Source organism: Streptomyces sp. NPDC055099, from assembly GCF_053607685.1.
Genome location: NZ_JBSGUA010000007.1, coordinates 338162 through 355168, shown reverse-complemented (window position 1 = coordinate 355168; position 17007 = coordinate 338162). Strand labels below are relative to the sequence as shown.

At 72.3% G+C, this 17007-nt stretch carries 15 protein-coding genes; 4 read left to right on the top strand and 11 right to left on the bottom strand.

Annotated features, from left to right (window positions below; translation table 11 throughout):
• The gene (locus tag ACWFRU_RS20350; RefSeq protein WP_453688827.1) at window positions 1-897 is read right to left on the bottom strand and encodes a hypothetical protein; all 897 of its coding nucleotides are present in this window, start codon (window positions 895-897) and stop codon (window positions 1-3) included.
• 127 nt (window positions 898-1024) lie between these two features.
• On the opposite strand from ACWFRU_RS20350, the gene fes reads away from it, so the two are divergent.
• Entirely contained in the window at window positions 1025-2320 is a 1296-nt protein-coding gene (gene fes, locus ACWFRU_RS20345; RefSeq protein ID WP_453688825.1) for an enterochelin esterase, read from the top strand.
• Here fes and ACWFRU_RS20340 read toward each other — a convergent pair.
• From ACWFRU_RS20340 to ACWFRU_RS20300, 9 genes are all read right to left on the bottom strand, one after another.
• A complete protein-coding gene (locus tag ACWFRU_RS20340) occupies window positions 2224-2901 on the bottom strand; it encodes a 4'-phosphopantetheinyl transferase family protein (protein ID WP_453688823.1) in 678 nt (225 codons plus the stop codon). The two genes, fes and ACWFRU_RS20340, sit on opposite strands and share 97 nt — an antisense overlap.
• Window positions 2898-3098 (bottom strand): MbtH family NRPS accessory protein, encoded by a 201-nt coding sequence (locus ACWFRU_RS20335; RefSeq protein WP_453688821.1) that lies wholly within the window; start codon window positions 3096-3098, stop codon window positions 2898-2900. The genes ACWFRU_RS20340 and ACWFRU_RS20335 overlap by 4 nt, the downstream gene beginning before the upstream one ends.
• Window positions 3095-6982 (bottom strand): amino acid adenylation domain-containing protein, encoded by a 3888-nt coding sequence (locus ACWFRU_RS20330; RefSeq protein WP_453688819.1) that lies wholly within the window; start codon window positions 6980-6982, stop codon window positions 3095-3097. The genes ACWFRU_RS20335 and ACWFRU_RS20330 overlap by 4 nt, the downstream gene beginning before the upstream one ends.
• Entirely contained in the window at window positions 6979-7209 is a 231-nt protein-coding gene (locus tag ACWFRU_RS20325; protein ID WP_365815938.1) for a phosphopantetheine-binding protein, read from the bottom strand. Before ACWFRU_RS20325 ends, ACWFRU_RS20330 begins: the two co-directional genes overlap by 4 nt.
• A 1-nt stretch (window position 7210) precedes the next feature.
• Window positions 7211-7843 carry an isochorismatase family protein gene (locus tag ACWFRU_RS20320; RefSeq protein ID WP_453688817.1) on the bottom strand — a complete coding sequence of 211 codons (633 nt, stop codon included), beginning with the start codon at window positions 7841-7843 and terminating at the stop codon, window positions 7211-7213.
• A gap of 85 nt (window positions 7844-7928) precedes the next feature.
• Window positions 7929-9569 (bottom strand): (2,3-dihydroxybenzoyl)adenylate synthase, encoded by a 1641-nt coding sequence (locus ACWFRU_RS20315; protein ID WP_453688815.1) that lies wholly within the window; start codon window positions 9567-9569, stop codon window positions 7929-7931.
• Entirely contained in the window at window positions 9566-10786 is a 1221-nt protein-coding gene (gene dhbC / locus ACWFRU_RS20310) for an isochorismate synthase DhbC (protein ID WP_453688814.1), read from the bottom strand. The genes ACWFRU_RS20315 and dhbC overlap by 4 nt, the downstream gene beginning before the upstream one ends.
• Before the next feature lie 39 nt (window positions 10787-10825).
• Entirely contained in the window at window positions 10826-11629 is an 804-nt protein-coding gene (locus ACWFRU_RS20305; protein WP_453688812.1) for a 2,3-dihydro-2,3-dihydroxybenzoate dehydrogenase, read from the bottom strand.
• Window positions 11626-12609, bottom strand: a complete 984-nt coding sequence (locus tag ACWFRU_RS20300) for an ABC transporter substrate-binding protein (protein WP_453688810.1) — start codon at window positions 12607-12609, stop codon at window positions 11626-11628. Before ACWFRU_RS20300 ends, ACWFRU_RS20305 begins: the two co-directional genes overlap by 4 nt.
• A gap of 226 nt (window positions 12610-12835) precedes the next feature.
• On the opposite strand from ACWFRU_RS20300, the gene ACWFRU_RS20295 reads away from it, so the two are divergent.
• Genes ACWFRU_RS20295 through ACWFRU_RS20285 form a run of 3 tightly spaced genes read left to right on the top strand, consistent with a single transcriptional unit; the run spans window position 12836 to window position 15780 of the window.
• Window positions 12836-13855 (top strand): FecCD family ABC transporter permease, encoded by a 1020-nt coding sequence (locus ACWFRU_RS20295; RefSeq protein ID WP_453688910.1) that lies wholly within the window; start codon window positions 12836-12838, stop codon window positions 13853-13855.
• Window positions 13856-13866: 11 nt separating this feature from the next.
• A complete protein-coding gene (locus tag ACWFRU_RS20290) occupies window positions 13867-14958 on the top strand; it encodes a FecCD family ABC transporter permease (RefSeq protein WP_453688908.1) in 1092 nt (363 codons plus the stop codon).
• A gap of 3 nt (window positions 14959-14961) precedes the next feature.
• Window positions 14962-15780, top strand: coding sequence for an ABC transporter ATP-binding protein (locus tag ACWFRU_RS20285; RefSeq protein WP_453688808.1), 819 nt, complete (start codon window positions 14962-14964; stop codon window positions 15778-15780).
• Here ACWFRU_RS20285 and ACWFRU_RS20280 read toward each other — a convergent pair.
• Window positions 15746-16867 (bottom strand): M20 family metallopeptidase, encoded by a 1122-nt coding sequence (locus tag ACWFRU_RS20280; protein WP_453688906.1) that lies wholly within the window; start codon window positions 16865-16867, stop codon window positions 15746-15748. The genes ACWFRU_RS20285 and ACWFRU_RS20280 overlap by 35 nt on opposite strands.
• Between the last annotated feature and the right edge of the window lie 140 nt (window positions 16868-17007).

Below are 17007 nucleotides of genomic sequence, written 5' to 3'. Positions count from 1 at the left end.
TCACTTCTTGAGCCCTTCCATCGCGGCGCGCGTGTCGGACTTGAGCATCTCCTCGACCTCCGAAGCGGTCGGCGGCTCGGACTTGTCGTCCGCGCCGCCGTAGTAGCTCCAGCGCGTCTCGATGGTGAACCAGCCCTCCCGCACGGCGAGCGTCATGCCGTTGAGGTCGTCGCTCGTGCCGCTGGTACCGCTGGTGCCACTCCTGTCGGTCACCAGGTAGGCCTCGTCGCCGATGCCGCTGACGGCCTTGGTCTTGTAGGTGTACGTCTTCTGCGACTGGTCCTCGTAGGCCTTCTGCTCGGAGGCGAACTCGCCCTTCGGGTCGGTGGCCTTGTGCCAGCGGGCGGTCGAGTAGACGTAGATGCTCGAATACGAGTCGGCGTCCGCCTCCGGGTCCTTGAGCTTGCGGCTGCAGTAGCTCTGGTCGAAGCCCTTCTGCCGGGTGCCGTAGTGAGTGGTCGAGGTGGAGTCCGAGTCGATCTCGTACTTCTCCTTGAAGGCGTCGAGCGGGGAGACGTCGCAGAGGTTCTTCGCGTACTGGTATCCGGCGAGGTCCGCCTTCGCGTCGTCGCCGTCGCCGCCGGTGGAGCCGAGGTTGCCGGTGGCGAAGAGCGCTCCCGCCCACAGGGCCGAGGCGACCACGACGCCGCCGATGCCCCACACCCAGCCGGGCGTGGGCTTGCGCGGGCCTGCCGGAGGCGCGGGCGGTGCGGGCGGCTGGCCGTAGGGGCCCGGCTGCTGGCCGTACGGACCCGGCGGCTGGCCGAAGGGCTGGGGCGAGCCTTGGGGTGGCACCGCGCCCGGGGGCTGCTGGTACGGATTCGGCGGGGTCTGCTGGTACGGATTGGGCTGGGCGGGCTGATTGGGTTGGTTGGGCTGGGGATTCGGTATCGACATAGGCGGCAATGTACCGCTGGCCCCCGGGTTGGTGGACGTGGCCCGGCCCTGGTCGTCCCAAGGGTGAGGGGCTCAAGTAAGGTCACCCTTAGCTACGCGTACGCAGTGAACCCCTGGAGGCTTCCTCATGCCGCTCACCGCTCCTCCCACCGGGGCGACCCGCCGGCCGCCCCGCATCCCGCGGCCGCGGCCGGTCGAGCGTGCGGTCAGCGCGTGGGTGGCGCAGGCCGTGGAGCGGGGCGGCGACTTCTGGGACGCCGTGCGGGCGGCGGGCGGGGCGCCGGTCGTCGAGCCCGACCCGCGGGGCGACGACCAGCACCGCGTGGTCACCTTCCTGTGGCGTGGCACGGACGCGACCCGCGCCGTCCTCGTCATGCCGAACAAGATCGTCGACCCGCGTGACATGGCCCCCAACCTGATGGAGCGGGTGCCCGGCACGGACATCTGGCACTGGTCGATCCGGATGCGGGCGGACTGGCGGGCGACATACAGCCTGTGCGTGGACGAGGGGGACGGGCCCGGGGTCGACGACGCCGGATACTGGCCCTGGCTGCGGCAGCAGCAGCGCACCGACCCGCTCAACTCCCTTACGCTCACCCGGCGTTGGGGTGGTGAGCCGGTCTCGTGCGTGGAGTTGCCGCAGGCGCCGGCAGGTGACGACTGGCAGCGTCGCGAGGGCGTCGCGCGCGGCACCGTCAGCACGCACACCGTCCGCAGCGAACTCCTCGGCAACGAACGCCGGGTGCACCTGTACGAGCCGCCGGGCGGCGGGCGCGATCTGCCCGTGCTCGTGCTCATGGACGGTGAGATGTGGCAGCCGGGTCTGGATGTCGCGGCCCTCCTGGACAACCTCATCGCCGACGGCCGCATCCCGCCGCTGGCCGCGCTGCTGCCCGAATCCCTGAGCGCCGATCAGCGCTGGGCCGAGCTCGCCTGCAACGAACGGTTCGTCGGGTTCCTCCAGGCCGAGCTGCTGCCCTGGGCGGGCGAGCGCCTCTCCCTGACCGCCGATCCGGCGCGGACCGTGATCGCGGGGCAGAGCCTGGGCGGCCTCACCGCCGCGTACGCCGGAGTGATCGCGCCGGGGCGGTTCGGCCGCGTCCTGGCGCAGTCGGGGTCCTTCTGGTGGCCGGACGGCCCCGACCTCGAACGCTCCGAGTGGCTGACCGGCCGCATCGCCGAGAGCGAGAAGCTCCCCGTCCGCTTCTGGCTGTCGGCCGGCGAGCAGGAGTGGGTCGCGCTCCCCGCGATGCGCAGGCTGCGCGCCACCTTGCGGGAGAAGGGCTACGAGGACGCCGTGTATCGCGAGTTCAACGGCGGCCACGACTACTTGTGCTGGCGCACGGAACTCGCGGACGGTTTGGTCGGACTGCTGGGCGCGGACTCCACGGGGGAGTCCTCGGTGGCGACCGCTGCCGCGTAGCCCTCAGGGGCTGTCACGTCTCGTATCGTCCAGCCTTGGACGTCGACGGGTGTGGTGCCTGTGCCGACCAGGAGCGAGGTCATCCCGCCGCCGGCGAGGCCCTCCCCTGTTCCCTTGAAGTATGCCTCCTTGCGTGTCCAGCAGCGGGCGAAGGCCAAGGGGCGGGCCGCCGCAGGGAGTTCGGACAGCTCCGTTCGTTCCTGGGGGTGCAGGGATGTTGTCACGTCCGCCACCGTGCTCGCGGACGGGAGCCTCTCCACGTCGGCGCCGACCGGCCGGTCCGAGAAGGCGAGCAGGGCCAGGCCGTCCGTGTGGGAGAGGGAGAAGTGCGGGCCCGCGCCTCCGGCCACCGCGGGGCGGCCGTGCGGCTCACCGCACAGCGGGCACGGCAGCCGTACCAGCTCCACCGCCGCCGGGTCGACGGAGAGGCAGGCGCCGAGCCGCACGCGCAGCGCCGTGTGCGCCGCCGCGTACAGCTCCCGGTCCGCCGGGCGCCGCAACGCCGCCGCCCGGCGCCGCTCCTCCGCGTCGAGGAGCGACACGTCGAGCGGGGCCGGGCGGACGAGCTGGATCTCCGTCACGCGGGCGGATCCTGGAGGCGGGCGACGCAACGGCCGTACGTCTCGGGGCCGTAGACCGTGGTCCAGCCCTCGGGCGCGGCGCGGAAGACCGGCCACAGGGAGTACTCGCCGAGCGTGTTCTCCAGGATCAGGTGGGTCGGGTCGGTGTCGGCGTCGACGGGAGCGACCTGGTCGAAGGGGCTGGGAGTTGTCGTCATGCGTGGTCCAGCTCCTTGAGGCGGGCGGCGAGGACGGCGCAGACCTCGTCGAGGCGGCGCGGCTGGGTCAGCTCCGGGTGCAGGCAGTCCACGTCGTGGTTGGTGATCGAACCGGTGACGTACGGCGCCCAGGCCTCCCTCGTCAGCCAGTCCTCGGCGCGCGGCGCGGCCGCCGTGAAGAACAGGGCGTCGCCGTCGAAGGGACGGTGGTCGTGCTCGCGCATCAGGCGGGCGTTGTTGACCACGATGTCGAGGACCGCCGACAGGGTGCGGTCCGGCAGGCCCGCCAGAGCGCTGCCCTCACGCTGCAGCGTCGCCAGGACGTCCTCGCGGGTCATCTCGTCCGTACGGTCGTAGCCTGCCATCCGCAGCAGCGCCGCCAAGGCGTCCGCCTCTTCCGGTACCACGGCGTCGCGCCACTGGTCGGAGGGGTAGGCGTCGAGCAGCGCGAGCAACTCGACCTCCTCGCCCGCCTCTTGGAGGAGTACGGCGACCGTGTGGGCGAGGACACCGCCGACCGACCAGCCCAGCAGCCGGTAGGGGCCGTGCGGCCGGACCGCGCGCAGTGCCTCGACGTACTCGGCCGCCATCTCCTCCATGGTGGAGGGGAGTCCCCCCTCGCCGTGCAGTCCGCGCGCCTGGAGGCCGTACACCGGCTGCCCGGGGTCGAGCCGCGAGAGCAGTCCCGAGTAGCACCAGCTCACGCCGCCCGCCGGGTGGAAGGCGAACAGCGGGGCGCGGTCACCGCCCGCGCGCAGCGGGAGCAGCACGTCCAGGGAGTGGTCGGCCGCGCTGTGGTCCGCGTCCAGGAGGGCGGCGAGTGCGGCCGGGGTCTGCGCCTGGAAGAGCGTGCCGATGGTGAGTTCCGCGCCGAGCGTGTCGCGGACCCTGGCGACCAGGCGGGCCGCGAGGAGCGAGGTGCCGCCCAGGTCGAAGAAGGCGTCGTCCACGCCGAGTTGGGGCACTCCGAGGATCTCGGCGAAGAGCCGGGTCAGCGTTTCCTCACGGTGACCGCTCGGCACCCGGCCGCCGTCGCCCGACCCCTCGAAGGCGGGGGCGGGCAGGGCGCGCCGGTCCAGCTTGCCGTTCGGGCTGAGCGGGAAGTCGTCCAGGACGAGGATCGCGCCCGGCACCATGTAGTCGGGCAGGGTCCCGGCGAGCCGGATGCGCAGCTTCTCGGGGTCCGGGACGGCTCCGGTGTCGGAGGGCGTCACGTACCCGACGAGCCGCTGGTCGCCCGGCCGGTCCTCGCGCACCAGGACGCTTGCCGCGCCCACGGAGGGATCGGCCGCCAACTCGGCCTCGATCTCGCCCAGTTCGATGCGCAGGCCACGCAGCTTCACCTGATGGTCGGTGCGACCCAGGTACTCGATCTCGCCGTGCTCGGTCCAGCGCGCCAGGTCGCCCGTGCGGTACATACGGGTGCCGGGCGGGCCGTAGGGGTCGGCGACGAAGCGGGACGCGGTCAGTTCGGGCCGCCCCAGGTACTCGGCTGCCAGCTGCGTCCCGGCCAGGTACAACTCGCCCTGGATGCCGGGCGGGCACGGCTGGAGCGCCGCGTCCAGGACGTACAGGCGGGTGTTCCAGACGGGCTTGCCGATCGGCACCGGGCCCGTCGCGTCGGTGGCGCACGGGTGGTACGTCACGTCGACGGCGGCCTCGGTCGGCCCGTACAGGTTGTGCAGCGGCACGCCGTCGAGCACGCGCCCGAACTCCCGCACCGTCTCGCGCGGCAGCGCCTCGCCGCTGCAGAAGACGTGCCGCAGGCCCGTGCAGTCCGCGGCTGCGGGCTCGGCCAGGAACACCTGGAGCATCGACGGCACGAAGTGGCAGACGGTGATGTCCTGTTCGCGGATGACCCGCGCGAGGTACGCCGGGTCCTTGTGGCCCCCCGGTTCGGCGACGACGAGCGTCGCGCCCACCCGCAGCCCCCAGAAGAACTCCCACACCGACACGTCGAAACCGGACGGCGTCTTCTGCAACACCCGGTCACCGGCGGCGAGTTCGTACGTCGCCTGCATCCAGCGCAGCCGGTTGTCGATCGCCGAGTGGGGCACGACGACGCCCTTGGGGCGGCCGGTCGAGCCAGACGTGTAGATGACATAGGCGGGGTGGTGCGGGGTGAGCGCCCGCGGCGGGTCGTACGTGCCGTACGGCGTCGTGTCCAGGGTGTCCAGGGCGACGAGCGGGACGCCCGACGCGGGCACCCGGTCGGCGCGGTCGGCGATCACGCAGGCCGGGCCCGCGTCGTCCAGCATGTACGCGAGCCGGTCCGCCGGATAGTCCGGGTCGAGCGGGAGGTAGGCGCCGCCCGCCTTCAGCACGGCGAGGAGCGTGATCACCAGGTCCAGGGAGCGGGGCACGGCGACCGCCGCGAGCGCGCCCGGACGTACCCCGGCCTCGATGAGGTGGTGGGCGAGGCGGTTGGCGCGGGTGTTCAGTTCTGCGTAGGTGAGCTCCTGGTCGCCGAAGACCAGGGCGGTGGCGTCCGGGGTGCGGACCGCCTGGCCCTCGATCGGGCCGATCAGCGTGGTGGGAGGCACCGGGTGGTCGGTGGCGTTGAACTCGTCGATCACCAAGGTGAGTTCACCGCGACGGGCGATGGTGTGCTCGGCCAGCGGCGTGTGCGGACCCGCGTCGGCGATGCGCTCCAGGAGTTCCATGAACCGCGCCTGGTGGACGCCGAGTTCGTCCGGCTCGTACAGGGCGGGGTTGCCGTCGTAGTCGATGCGCAGGCCGCTGCCGTCGGCGCGGTCGTAGACATTGACCGTGAGGTCCTCGACCGGGCCGGCCGACAGGTTGTGGGCGTCGGTGCGGGCCCCCGCGAAGGTCAGTCCGTAGTCGAACGGCATGACGTTGATCAGCGGCCCGACCAGGGACCGGCCCTCGCCGAGGAGGCCCAGGTCGCGGCGGATGTCCTCGTAGCGGTAGCGCTGGTGGCGGCGGGCGGCGCGGATGCCGAGCACCACCTGGCGGGTCAGCTCCGCGAAGGTGGCCTGCGGGGTCACGGTGAGCCGCAGCGGCAGCACGTTCATCACCATGCCGGGCACGCGGAGCGCCACCGAGCCCATGCGGCCCATCATCGGCAGGCCGAGCACCACCTCGGCCGAGCCGGTGGCCCGGGAGACGTACAGGGCCTGCGCGGCGACGAGCACCTCGGGCCAGGTCGCCCGCATCGAGGACGCCGACTCGCGCAGCCGCGAGGTCGCCTCGGGGGAGAGGCGGGCGCTGCGGCGGTGGAAGGTGCGCGACGGCAGCGCCGTGCGCCCGGCCAGGTTGGGGGCGTCGGGGCGGTCGGCGAAGGCGCCGTCCCAGAAGCGGCGGTCCGTCTCGAACGTCTCCGAGGCGCGGTACGCGGTGTCCTCGGCGACCAGGTCCTCGAGCCGCCCGAAGGGGCTCTCGCCGGGCTCCTCGCCCGCGGCGAGCGCGGTGTAGACCTCGGCGGTGCGACGGGCGAGCAGCGAGTACCCGAAGCCGTCCATCACGATGTGGTGCACCCGCTGGTACCACAGCCAGCGCTCGTCGCCGACGCGGAACAGCGCGTGCGCGAACAGCGGCCCGGCCGCCAGGTCGAACGGCGTGGCCAGGTCCTCGCGCATCCACGCCTGCGCCTCGGCGTCCGGGTCGGACGCGGCGCGCAGGTCGCGCACCTTGAGCGGAAGCGTCGGGTCGACGACCTCCAACTGGCTGGGCCCGTCGGCCCCTTCGATGATCCTCACGCGCAGCGCGTCGGCCTCGGACACGACCTGTCGCAGCGTCTGCGCGAACAGCGACGGGTCGATGGGCCCGTGGATCTCCAGGCACTCGGCCGTGTTCTGCGCCGGGCTGCCGGGGTCGAGCGCCTGCGCGAACCACATGCCCGACTGGGCAGCGGTGAGCCTCATGCCGTGGCTCCAAGCAGCGGCGCCCAGGCCTCGATGGCGGGCTGTTCGGCCAGGTCCACGAAGGTGGCCGTGATGTCGTGCTCGCGGCGCCAGCGCTCGATGAGCGACATGATGCGCACCGAGTCGAGGCCGTAGTCGACGAGGTTCTCGTCGACGGGGATGTCGGCCGGGTCCTCGCCCAGGACGTCGGCGACGTCGGCCCGTATGAGTTCCACGCTGAGCGCCATGTCAGATCCCCTTCAGAACCGCGTCGGTGGTGGTGACGACCGCACAGCGTCCCGCCGCGTAGCGCAGGGCCATGTCGTGGTCCTCGCGGGAGAAGTCGGCCACGGCGTCCGCGACGACGAACGCCTGCACGTCACGCATCCAGGCGTCGCAGGCCGTCATCAGGACGCCGATGTGCGCGTACACGCCGACGACGACGATCTGGTCGCGGCCCGCCTCGCGCATGCGCTCCTCGAGGTCGGTGCGGACGTACGCGCTGTACTTCCACTTCGTGAGCACGGTGTCGCCGGGCTCCGGCGCGACCGGGCCCGCGATGGCCTTGGCATGCTCGTCGTCGGGCAGCCCGGGACCCCAGAAGTCCTGCTGCAGTCCGCGTTCGGCCGGCGACTGGCCGCCCGGCTGCGCGGAGTACAGGACGGGGATGCCGACCGCGCGCGCCGCCTTCGCCAACTCGCCGACGTTGGCGAGGAGTTCGGCCGTCGGCGAGGTGTCGGGGGTGTAGGCGGTCAGGAAGTGGTTCTGCAGGTCATGGACGAGCAGCACCGCCCGCTGCGGGTCGATGGTCCAGGCGACCCGGTTGTCGGGCAGCTCCTCGGACGAGGGCATCGGGTACGGCGTGACGGCGGGGAGCGCCATGGTGGGGCCTTTCGGGAACTCAGGAAAGCTGGTGGATCGGGGCCGCCCCGGGCAGAGGTCAGCTGCCCGGGGCCGATGGCGGAGGTCAGTTGCCAGGAGCCGCGGCGGTCGTCCGCTGGTCCTTCTTGCTGATCTTGCCGATGCCGGTCTGCGGGAAGGCGGTCACGAACTCGACCCGGTCGGGCACCTTGTACGCGGCGAGACCGCGCTCCCGTACGAACTTCTTGATGACGACGGGCTTGAGCGGTTCGGCGTCCGAGCGCAGGATCACGTACGCGAGGGTCCGCTCGCCCAGGTACTCGTCGGGGACGGCGACGACCGACACGTCGTGGACGTGCGGGTGGGCGAGGATGATGTTCTCGACCTCCTCCGGCGCGATCTTCTCGCCGCCGCGGTTGATCTGGTCCTTCGCCCGGCCTTCCACCACCAGATGCCCGGTGGGGGTGCGGCGCACGATGTCGCCGGTGCGGTAGAAGCCGTCGGCGGTGAACGAGCGGGCGTTGTGCTCGGGCGCCCGCCAGTAGCCGCGGATGGTGTACGGACCGCGGGTCAGCAGGTGTCCCGCCTCGCCCTCCGGCACGTCCTGGTCGAGGTCGTCGACGATGCGGATCTCGTCGTCGGGGGAGATCGGACGGCCCTGCGTGGTGACGATGGTCTCCGCCGGGTCGTCCAGACGCGTGTAGTTGACCAGGCCCTCGGCCATCCCGAAGACCTGCTGGAGGGTGCAGCCGAGCGCGGGGGCGACCCGGCGCGCGGCCGACTCGCTGAACTTCGCGCCGCCCACGAGCAGCACTTCGAGGCTGGAGAGGTCGTACGGCGTGGTGCGCCCCGCGTCCGTCCACACCAGTGCGAGCGGCGGGACCAGACCGGTGATCGTCACCCGCTCCCGCTCGATGAGCGGGAACGCGGTGTCCGGGTCGGGCTGCGGGCACATCACGACACGGCCGCCCGCGTACAGCAGGCCGAGCGAACCCGGCGAGGACAGCGGGAAGTTGTGGGCCGCGGGCAGCGCCACGAGGTAGACGGAGTCCTCCGTCACCCCGCAGAGCTCGTTCGAGCCCCACAGCGAGTACATGTAGTCGTCGTGGGTGCGGGGGATCAGCTTGGGCACGCCAGTGCTGCCGCCCGACAACTGGAGGAACGCCAGGTCGGACGGCTCGGGTCCGTCGAGCTCGACCGGCTCGCGCGGCACGTCGGCGAGGGCGGTGTGCTCGCCCGGGTCGCCGACCACGAACACCTCGCGCAGCGTGGGCACTTCGGCGAGCACCTTGGACGCGAGGTCACGGTGGTCGAAGCCGCCGATCCGGTCCGGGATGACGTAGGCGACGGCCTCGGTGAACTCGCAGAAGTAGTGGATCTCCGTCTCGCGGTGCGCGGGCAGCGCGAAGACCGGCAGCGCGCCGATCCGGAAGAGCGCGAAGATCACCTCGAAGAACTCGGCGACGTTCGGCAGCTGGACGACGACCCGGTCACCCTTGCTGATGCCGCGCGCGGCGAAACCGGCGGCCAACTGGTCCGCTCGTACGTCGAGTTCGCCGTACGTCCAGTTGCGGTCCCCGTCGGTGATCGCGACCCGGGCGGGGTGGGCGTCGGCGCGCTCGCGGAGCATGCCGCCGAACGTCTCGCCGCGCCAGTACCCGGCGGCGCGATACCGCTCGGCGAAGACCTCGGGGATGCGCGGCGCGTCTCTGCGGCTGTCCGCCGCACCGCTGTCCGTCGTCGTCATCGGTCGACCCCCACCGCGTCCAGGAAGGTACGGAACTTGGCGCCCGTCTCGGCGCGTTCGGCCTCCGGCGACGAGTCGGCCACGACGCCGGCGCCCGCGAAGAGTCGCAGCCGTCCGCTGCCGTCCCGCGTCTCCTCGGACTCCGCGCAGCGGATCGTGACGACCCACTCGCCGTCGCCGCGTGCGTCGCTCCAGCCCACCATGCCGGTGTAGTGGCCGCGGCCGAAAGGCTCGAGCTCGCCGATCACGTCACGGGCGTGTCCGGTCGGGGTGCCGCACACGGCCGGGGTCGGGTGCAGGGTGGTGGCCAGCTCCAGGGCGGAGGTGGCCGGGTCGGCGAGTTCGCCGGTGACGGTCGTCGACAGGTGCCACATGGTGGCGGTGCGGACCAGGGTGGGCCGCTCCGGCACGTCGAGGTCGGTGCAGAACGGGGCGAGGGCCTTGTGCACGGCGTCCACGACGACGGCGTGCTCGTGCAGGTCCTTCGCCGATTCGAGCAGCGCGGCGGCCCGGCGCACGTCCTCGGCCAGGTCCGCCGAACGGGGCGTCGAACCGGCCAGCGGGTTGGCGGTCAGGCGGTTGCCGTGCCGGGAGACGAGCAGCTCCGGGCTGGCGCCGAGCAGGGTACGGCCCCCGCCCGTGGGCACGGCGAAGGAGTACCCGCGCGGGTCGCGGCGCGCCAGGCGCTGGAGCATCGCGGGCAGGTCGAGCGGTCCGTCCGTGGACAGCTCAAGGGTGCGGGCGAGGACGACCTTGTCGAACTCGCCGCTCTTCATGCGGGCCACGGCGGCCTCGACCGACGCGGCGTACTCCTCGCCCGAGGGAACCTCGCGCACCTGCCAGCCGCCGGCCGTGGCGGGCGGCGGCGTGGGCAGCGCCACGAGCGGGTCGGTGCGCAGCGCGGGCGCCCAGCGTGCCGCTTCGGGCACCGTGAGCACGGCGGGCTCGGCGGGGTCGAAGGGGATGGAGCCCACCACGATCGGCGCCTGGTTGCCGGCGCGGAGCTGTGCGTCCAGGGTGGCGGCGACCCGCTCCGTCAACGGCCGCTCGTCGTGGGGGACTTCGGCGGCGGTGCCGTGGGCGAGGAGGGTGCGGGTGGGCGACGCGAAGAACCGGGTGTCGCCGGGTCGGTAGGCGTCGAGCAGCGCGGTCGCCGCGCCGACGGCCCCGGGGGTGGTGGGGGCGGCGTCTGCGACCACGTCGTTGGGGGGTGTCACGGATGACTCCTCGTCAAGTAGGGGAGGGCGGCGCGGCTTTCAGGCGCGCAGGGTGGCGCCGCCGTCCACGTACAGGTCGTGCAGGGTGATGTGCCTGGCCCGGTCGGAGACCAGGAAGGCGACCGCTTCGGCGATGTCGGAGGGGTCGGCGATCCGGCCGAGCGGAATGCCGACCCGGTACGAGGCGGGGTCGCCGTCGATGACCCGGGCCTCGGCCTGCTCGTGGTCGCCGGTCCACAGCTGCCGCTGCATGTCGGTGTGGGTGGAGCCCGGCGACACGACGTTGCAGCGCACGCCGTCGCGGGCCACCTCCAGGCCGAGGCATTTGGTGAACATGGTGGCGGCGGCCTTGGACGCGGCGTACGCGGCCATCTGGGTGCGGGGCACCCCGGCGGCGTTCGAGCCGACCGTCACGATGGAGCCCTTGCCCCGGGCGGTCATGCGGCGGGCCGCGGCGCGCGAGGTGTGGAAGACGCCGTTCGTGTTGACGGCGAAGGTTTCCGCCCAGTCGGTGTCGGTGAGTTCGACGACCGGGGCGGGCCGCAGGATGCCCGCCACGTTCACGAGGATGTCCAACGGCCCCACGGTGCGCTCGACTTCCTCGAACGCGGCGTCCACGGCGGCCGCGTCGGTGACGTCGAGGACCATGCCGGTGACGCGGCCGACGCCCGCCGGCCGCCCTTCGTCGTCCTGCTCCTTGACGTCGGGCGACCGGTCGGCGGCGACGACCCGCGCGCCGCGCTCGGCGAGCGCGCGGGCCACTGCCTGTCCGATGCCCCGGCCCGCGCCGGTGACCAGAGCCACCCGGCCCGCGAGCTCAGGGTCGGTTATGCCGGAAGTCACTTGCCCATCGCCTTCTCGACGTCCTGGAGGACGGAGACGGCGGCCTGCGCGCCACCGAGGCTGGTCCACTTCGAGCCGTCGATCTCGGTCGTGTGGTCCTTCTTGACCGCGTCGAGCTGCTTGTACGCGGCCTTGCCCTTCAGCTCCTTGAAGAGGTCGGCGTCAGGACCGGCCGACGCGAGGGTGCCGATGAACAGCCAGTCGGCGTCGATCTGCTTGAGGTCCTCGTCGCTGAGCGGCGTCGAGTGGCCCTCGCCCTTCTTGTTCTGGATGCCGGGCCGCTTGAAGCCGAGGTCCTTCAGGACGTCGGAGATGAACACGCCCTGCTGCATGACGGCGGTGCCCTTGGCCGAGTAGCGGGCCACGGAGACGCTCGCGCCCGCGTTGTCGCCGAGGTTCTTCTTCACGGCGGCGACCTTGGTGTCGTAGTCCTTGAGGAACGCGCTCGCCTCGTTGGACTTGCCGAGCACCTCGCCGGTGATCTCCAGGGACTTCTTCCAGTCCTTGGTCCTGTCGATCGTGACGACCGTCGGGGCTATCTCCTTGAGCTGCTTGAGGACCTGCTGGTCGGCGAGCTGGCCCGCGAGGATGACGTCCGGCTTGGCCTGCAGCACCTTCTCGATGTCGGGTCCGGTGACCGCGCCCACCACCGGGATGCCCTTGGCCTGGTCGGCCAGGTACTCGGGGGCGCCCTTCTGGCCTCTGCCCGCGGAGAGGCCGACGGGCTTGACCTTCAGGGCGAGGGCGGAGTCCAGGTCCATCTCGCTCAGCGCGATGACCTTCTTGGGATTGGCCGGAACCTTTACCTCCGCACCGGAGGCGTCGGTGACGGTGACGTTCTTCGCGGCGTTTTTGGCGTTGCTGCTGGAGTCGGAGTCGTCGGACGAGTCCGAACCGCAGGCGGAGAGCGTGAGGGCGGAGGCCAGAGCGAGGGCCGCAACCGCGGTCAGCCGGGTGCGCGGGGAGTGGTTCGAGGACATGTCCGTGATCTCCATGCTTCAGTTGCCCGGCGGTCAGTCCGGACATAAGGGTTATTCCTGGCCGTGCCGGGGCATGGCAAATTACCCCTGAAAGAACAGGGAGTTCGCCGCCACCCCGACTCGGGGCTCCAGGTCAAGGTTAGGTTAGGCTAACTTCATGTTGGTTGCGCAAGGGGGCCGGGTCCCAACGTCCGGATCCAGACCTCCGATACCGGGCTTGGCGAAGATGCATCGCCCCACGCTGTGGGCGGCTGCCGCCCTTGTCGTCCTGCTCCTCTTGCTCGGCCTGTTGTCGCTCCTGGTCGGATCAGGGTCGACGCCGATGAGCCGCGCCTGGGACTTCCTCACCGGGGACCCCTCCGCGCGGGCCGACGCCCAGATACGGCTCGCCGTCATGGACGTACGCCTCCCGCGTACGCTCGCCGGCGTCCTGGTCGGCGTCGCTCTCGGCGCGGCCGGCTGCCTCCTGCAGGCCGTCACACGCAACCCGCTCGCCGAGACGGGCCTCCTCGGGGTCAACTCGGGTGCGGCGCTCGGCGTCGTGATCGGTCTCACCTACTTCGAAGTGACCTCGGCCTACGGCGTGTTGGTGTGGGCCCTGGTCGGCGGCACGGCCGCCAGCGCGGTGGTGCTGCTGCTCGCCGCGTCGGGCAGGGCCGCGGGTTCACCGCTGCGGCTCGTCCTCGCCGGATCGGCGCTCGGCGCCACCTTCCACGGCATGACGTCGTACGTACTCCTGGGAGAACAGGCTACGTTCGACACCTACCGCTACTGGACCATCGGGTCGCTCGCCGGCATCAAGACGTCCGAGACCTACCCCCTGATCCCGCTGATCGCGGTCGGGCTGCTCATCGCCTTCTCCTGTGTGCGCCCGCTCTCCGCCCTCGCGCTCGGCGACGACAGCGCGCGCTCACTCGGCCACCACCCGGGACGCATCCGCCTGATCGTCGCGGCGGCGGTGACGCTCCTCGCGGGCTCCGCCGTCGCCCTCGCGGGCCCCATCGCCTTCCTCGGCCTCCTCGCCCCGTACGCCGCGCGCGCGGTCACCGGCCCCCGGATGGCGGGCCAGTTGGTGCTCTCCGCGCTGGTCGCAGCGAACGTGATGATCGCCGCCGACCTCCTCGCCAGGGTCGTGATCCGCCCCTGGGAGACCCCGGTCAGCGTGCTGCTCGCCTTCATCGGCGGCCCGTTGCTGATCTGGATCGCCCGTTCGCAGCGGATGTCGACGGCGGGGGTGACCGCGTGAGCACACACGAGATGCCGGAGGCCGGGACCCCGGAGCCCGCGCAGGCGCAGCGGGCCGATGTCACCCCGCCCGACTCCACCGCCGTACGCGTCGGGACCTTCTCCTGGCTCTTCCCCTACCGCAGCGCCCTCGCCGCCGTCGGCCTCACGCTGGTGATCGGGGTCGTCGTCTCGTTCGCCACCTTCGCCAGCTCCACCGGGATGAGCTTCTCCGACAGCCTCTCCGGACTGCTCGGAACCGGCGACTCCGCCACCGTCATGCTGGTGCAGGACTTCCGGCTCCCGCGGATCGCCGTGGGGCTCATGGTCGGCGCGGCGCTCGGCGTCGCCGGGTGCCTGACGCAGACGCTCGCCGGAAACCGCCTCGCCACGCCCGACATCATCGGCGTGAACGAAGGCGCCACCGCGGCCGTCGTCGCCTCCGTCGTCGGTTCGTCCACCGGCATGATCGGGGACTGGTGGCTCGGGCCCCTCGGTGCCGCCGCCGCGGCCATGGTCGTCGTCGCCTGCGCGGGCGGCGCGGGCAGCGGGGGATACCGCATCCTGGTCGTCGGCATCGGCGTCTCCACCGTCATCGGCGCCGTCACCGACCTCGTCATGTCCCGCGAGAACGACAACACCGCGGGCGGCGTCTTCCTCTGGACCGTCGGCTCGCTCAGCGGCCGCGACTGGAGCGTCGGCACGCCCCTGTCGGTCATCCTGCTCGTCCTCGTGCCGCTGGCCCTCATCGCCGGCGGCCGCCTCCAACTCCTGCGCTTCGACGACGACATGGCGGCCACCCTCGGCGTGAACGTCCGCCGTGTGCGCGCCGTGACCCTCGCGCTCGCCGTCGCCCTGTCCGGCGTGGCCGTCGGCATCGGCGGGCCGATCGCGTTCGTCGCGCTCGCCGCACCCGTCGTCGCCGGGCGGCTCAGCGGACCCACCCGTGTCCCGGTCATCGGCTCGGCCCTGGTCGGCGCGGCGCTCGTGGGCGCCGCCGACGCGCTCGGCCGGGTCGTCGCCCCCGTGGAGATCCCCGTCGGCGTCATCACCAGCGTCCTGGGCGGACCCTTCCTCCTGTGGGTCCTCTTCGGCAAGAACTCCGAGCAGACCGGAAAGGCCTGACCCGTGCAACTGACCGTCGAGGCGCTCACCTCCGGCTACCCCGGCCACACGGCCGCCGTGGACGGCGTCGACCTGACCATCCCCAGCGGACAGGTCGCCGCCATCGTCGGCCCCAACGGCTGCGGCAAGTCGACGCTGCTCCGCTCCATCTCCCGGCTCCACAAGCCGAGTTCGGGCACGGTCCGCGCCGGGGACGAGGACGTGTGGCGGCTGACCCAGCGCCGCGCGGCCCACCGCATCGCGCTGCTCGCGCAGTCTCCGCAGGCCCCCGAGGCGGTCACCGTCGCCGGACTCGTCCGCTACGGCCGCCATCCCCACCAGGGGCTGTTCCGCCAGTGGTCGCGCGAGGACGAGGACGCCGTGCGCGACGCCCTGGAGGCCACCGGCACCACGGAGCTCGCCACGCGCCGCCTCGACCACCTCTCCGGCGGCCAGCGCCAGCGCTGCTGGCTCGCGATGGTCCTCGCCCAGCAGACGCCGATCGTGCTCCTCGACGAGCCGACCAGCGCCCTGGACCTCGGGCACGCCGTCGAAGTCCTCTCCCTGGTGCGGGAGGTGGCCGCCGCGGGCCGCACCGTCGTCATGGTCCTGCACGACCTCGCGAGCGCCGCCCGCTACGCCGACACCGTCATCGCCATGAACGCGGGCAAGGTCGTCGCCGGCGGCCCGGCCCGCGAGGTGGTGACCGCCGAGCTGGTCAAGGAGCTGTACGGGATCGACGCGGACATCCTCAAGGCCCCGGGGGACGGCTCCCCGGTGGTCGTACCGACGATGACCGCGAAGGCGACTACGAAGGCGACCAAGAAGACGCCGACCGGCTGACCGCGAAGTCTGCGGCCGTCCACGCGAGCCCCACGGCCCCGTCGACCAGGGCCTGTTCGGCTCGCGGCGTGACGGCCGCGGCGGCGAACTCCGGCTGGTGCGGGCCGCAGCCGCCCCCGCTGATGTCGAGCACGGGGTGGATGGACGGGACGACGTGCGAGACGTTGCCCATGTCCGTGGACGCGAAGGGCCCGCGCCGCTGCGGTTCGGGCCGCCCGAGGACGCGCGCGTTGCTCTCCCACAGGGCGACGAGAGCGGCATCGGACCGGAAGTCGAGATAGTCGGGAGCGGGCTGTTCGAGCTCCACCGCGCACCCGGCGGCAAGCGCCCCCGCCCGGAAGCAGTCGGCCACGCGCTCCCGCAGCTCACGCAGCTCCTCGACGGACGGCGTCCGCAACGCGTAGGCGGCACTCGCCCGCTCGGGGATCGCGTTGAGCGCGGTCCCGGCCTCGGTGGTGATGCCGTGCACCTTCCACTCCCCGGGCAGCTGCTGCCGGAGCAGCCCGAGGGCCACCTGCGCCACGGTCAGCGCGTCGGCCGCGTTCCGCCCGTCCTGCGGGTTGAGCGCGGCGTGCGCGGACTTGCCGGTGTACGTCACCGAGAGCGCCCCCATCGCGTACGAGTGGAAGTCGGCCACTTCGAACGGGCACGGGTGCACCATCATCGCCGCGTCGACCCCCTTGAAGGCCCCGGCGTCGAGCAGCAGCGCCTTCCCCGCCCCGCTCTCCTCCGCCGGAGTGCCCAACACGCGCACGGTGAGCCCGAGTTGATCGACCACCGGAGCGAGCCCGAGGGCGGCCCCCACGCCCGCCGCCGCGATCAGGTTGTGCCCGCAGGCGTGCCCCATGCCGGGCAGCGCGTCGTACTCACATGTAAGCGCGACGGTCACGGGTCCGGACCCCAGGGAGGCCTCGAAGGCGGTGTCGAGCCCGTACGCCGGAGCTGTCACGGCAAAACCGTGCGCACGCAACACATCCACGCACCACCCGGCGGCCCGCCGCTCCTCGAAGGCGATCTCCGGATGAGCGTGAATCCGCCGGCTGAGCCCGACGAGCTCACCGCGCACCTCGCCGATCCGAGCCCGGATCTCCTCCTTGAGTCCATCGAGGTCACTGAGGTCATCGAGCCCATCGAGGCCATCGAGCCCGTCGCCTGTCACACGTCCTCCTCGTCACCGCCACGGCCACTGCCGCTGCCACCGAACATCACGCCCGGCCAGCTTACGGT

Coding starts and splice junctions, on each gene's coding strand:
- ACWFRU_RS20325 (WP_365815938.1), bottom strand. CDS start 7,209: ATGGCGCTCAGCGTGGAACTCATACGGGCCGACGTCGCCGACGTCCTG.
- ACWFRU_RS20350 (WP_453688827.1), bottom strand. CDS start 897: ATGTCGATACCGAATCCCCAGCCCAACCAACCCAATCAGCCCGCCCAG.
- ACWFRU_RS20330 (WP_453688819.1), bottom strand. CDS start 6,982: ATGAGGCTCACCGCTGCCCAGTCGGGCATGTGGTTCGCGCAGGCGCTC.
- ACWFRU_RS20300 (WP_453688810.1), bottom strand. CDS start 12,609: ATGTCCTCGAACCACTCCCCGCGCACCCGGCTGACCGCGGTTGCGGCC.
- ACWFRU_RS20320 (WP_453688817.1), bottom strand. CDS start 7,843: ATGGCGCTCCCCGCCGTCACGCCGTACCCGATGCCCTCGTCCGAGGAG.
- ACWFRU_RS20335 (WP_453688821.1), bottom strand. CDS start 3,098: ATGACGACAACTCCCAGCCCCTTCGACCAGGTCGCTCCCGTCGACGCC.
- ACWFRU_RS20295 (WP_453688910.1), top strand. CDS start 12,836: ATGCATCGCCCCACGCTGTGGGCGGCTGCCGCCCTTGTCGTCCTGCTC.
- ACWFRU_RS20290 (WP_453688908.1), top strand. CDS start 13,867: ATGCCGGAGGCCGGGACCCCGGAGCCCGCGCAGGCGCAGCGGGCCGAT.
- fes (WP_453688825.1), top strand. CDS start 1,025: ATGCCGCTCACCGCTCCTCCCACCGGGGCGACCCGCCGGCCGCCCCGC.
- ACWFRU_RS20315 (WP_453688815.1), bottom strand. CDS start 9,569: ATGACGACGACGGACAGCGGTGCGGCGGACAGCCGCAGAGACGCGCCG.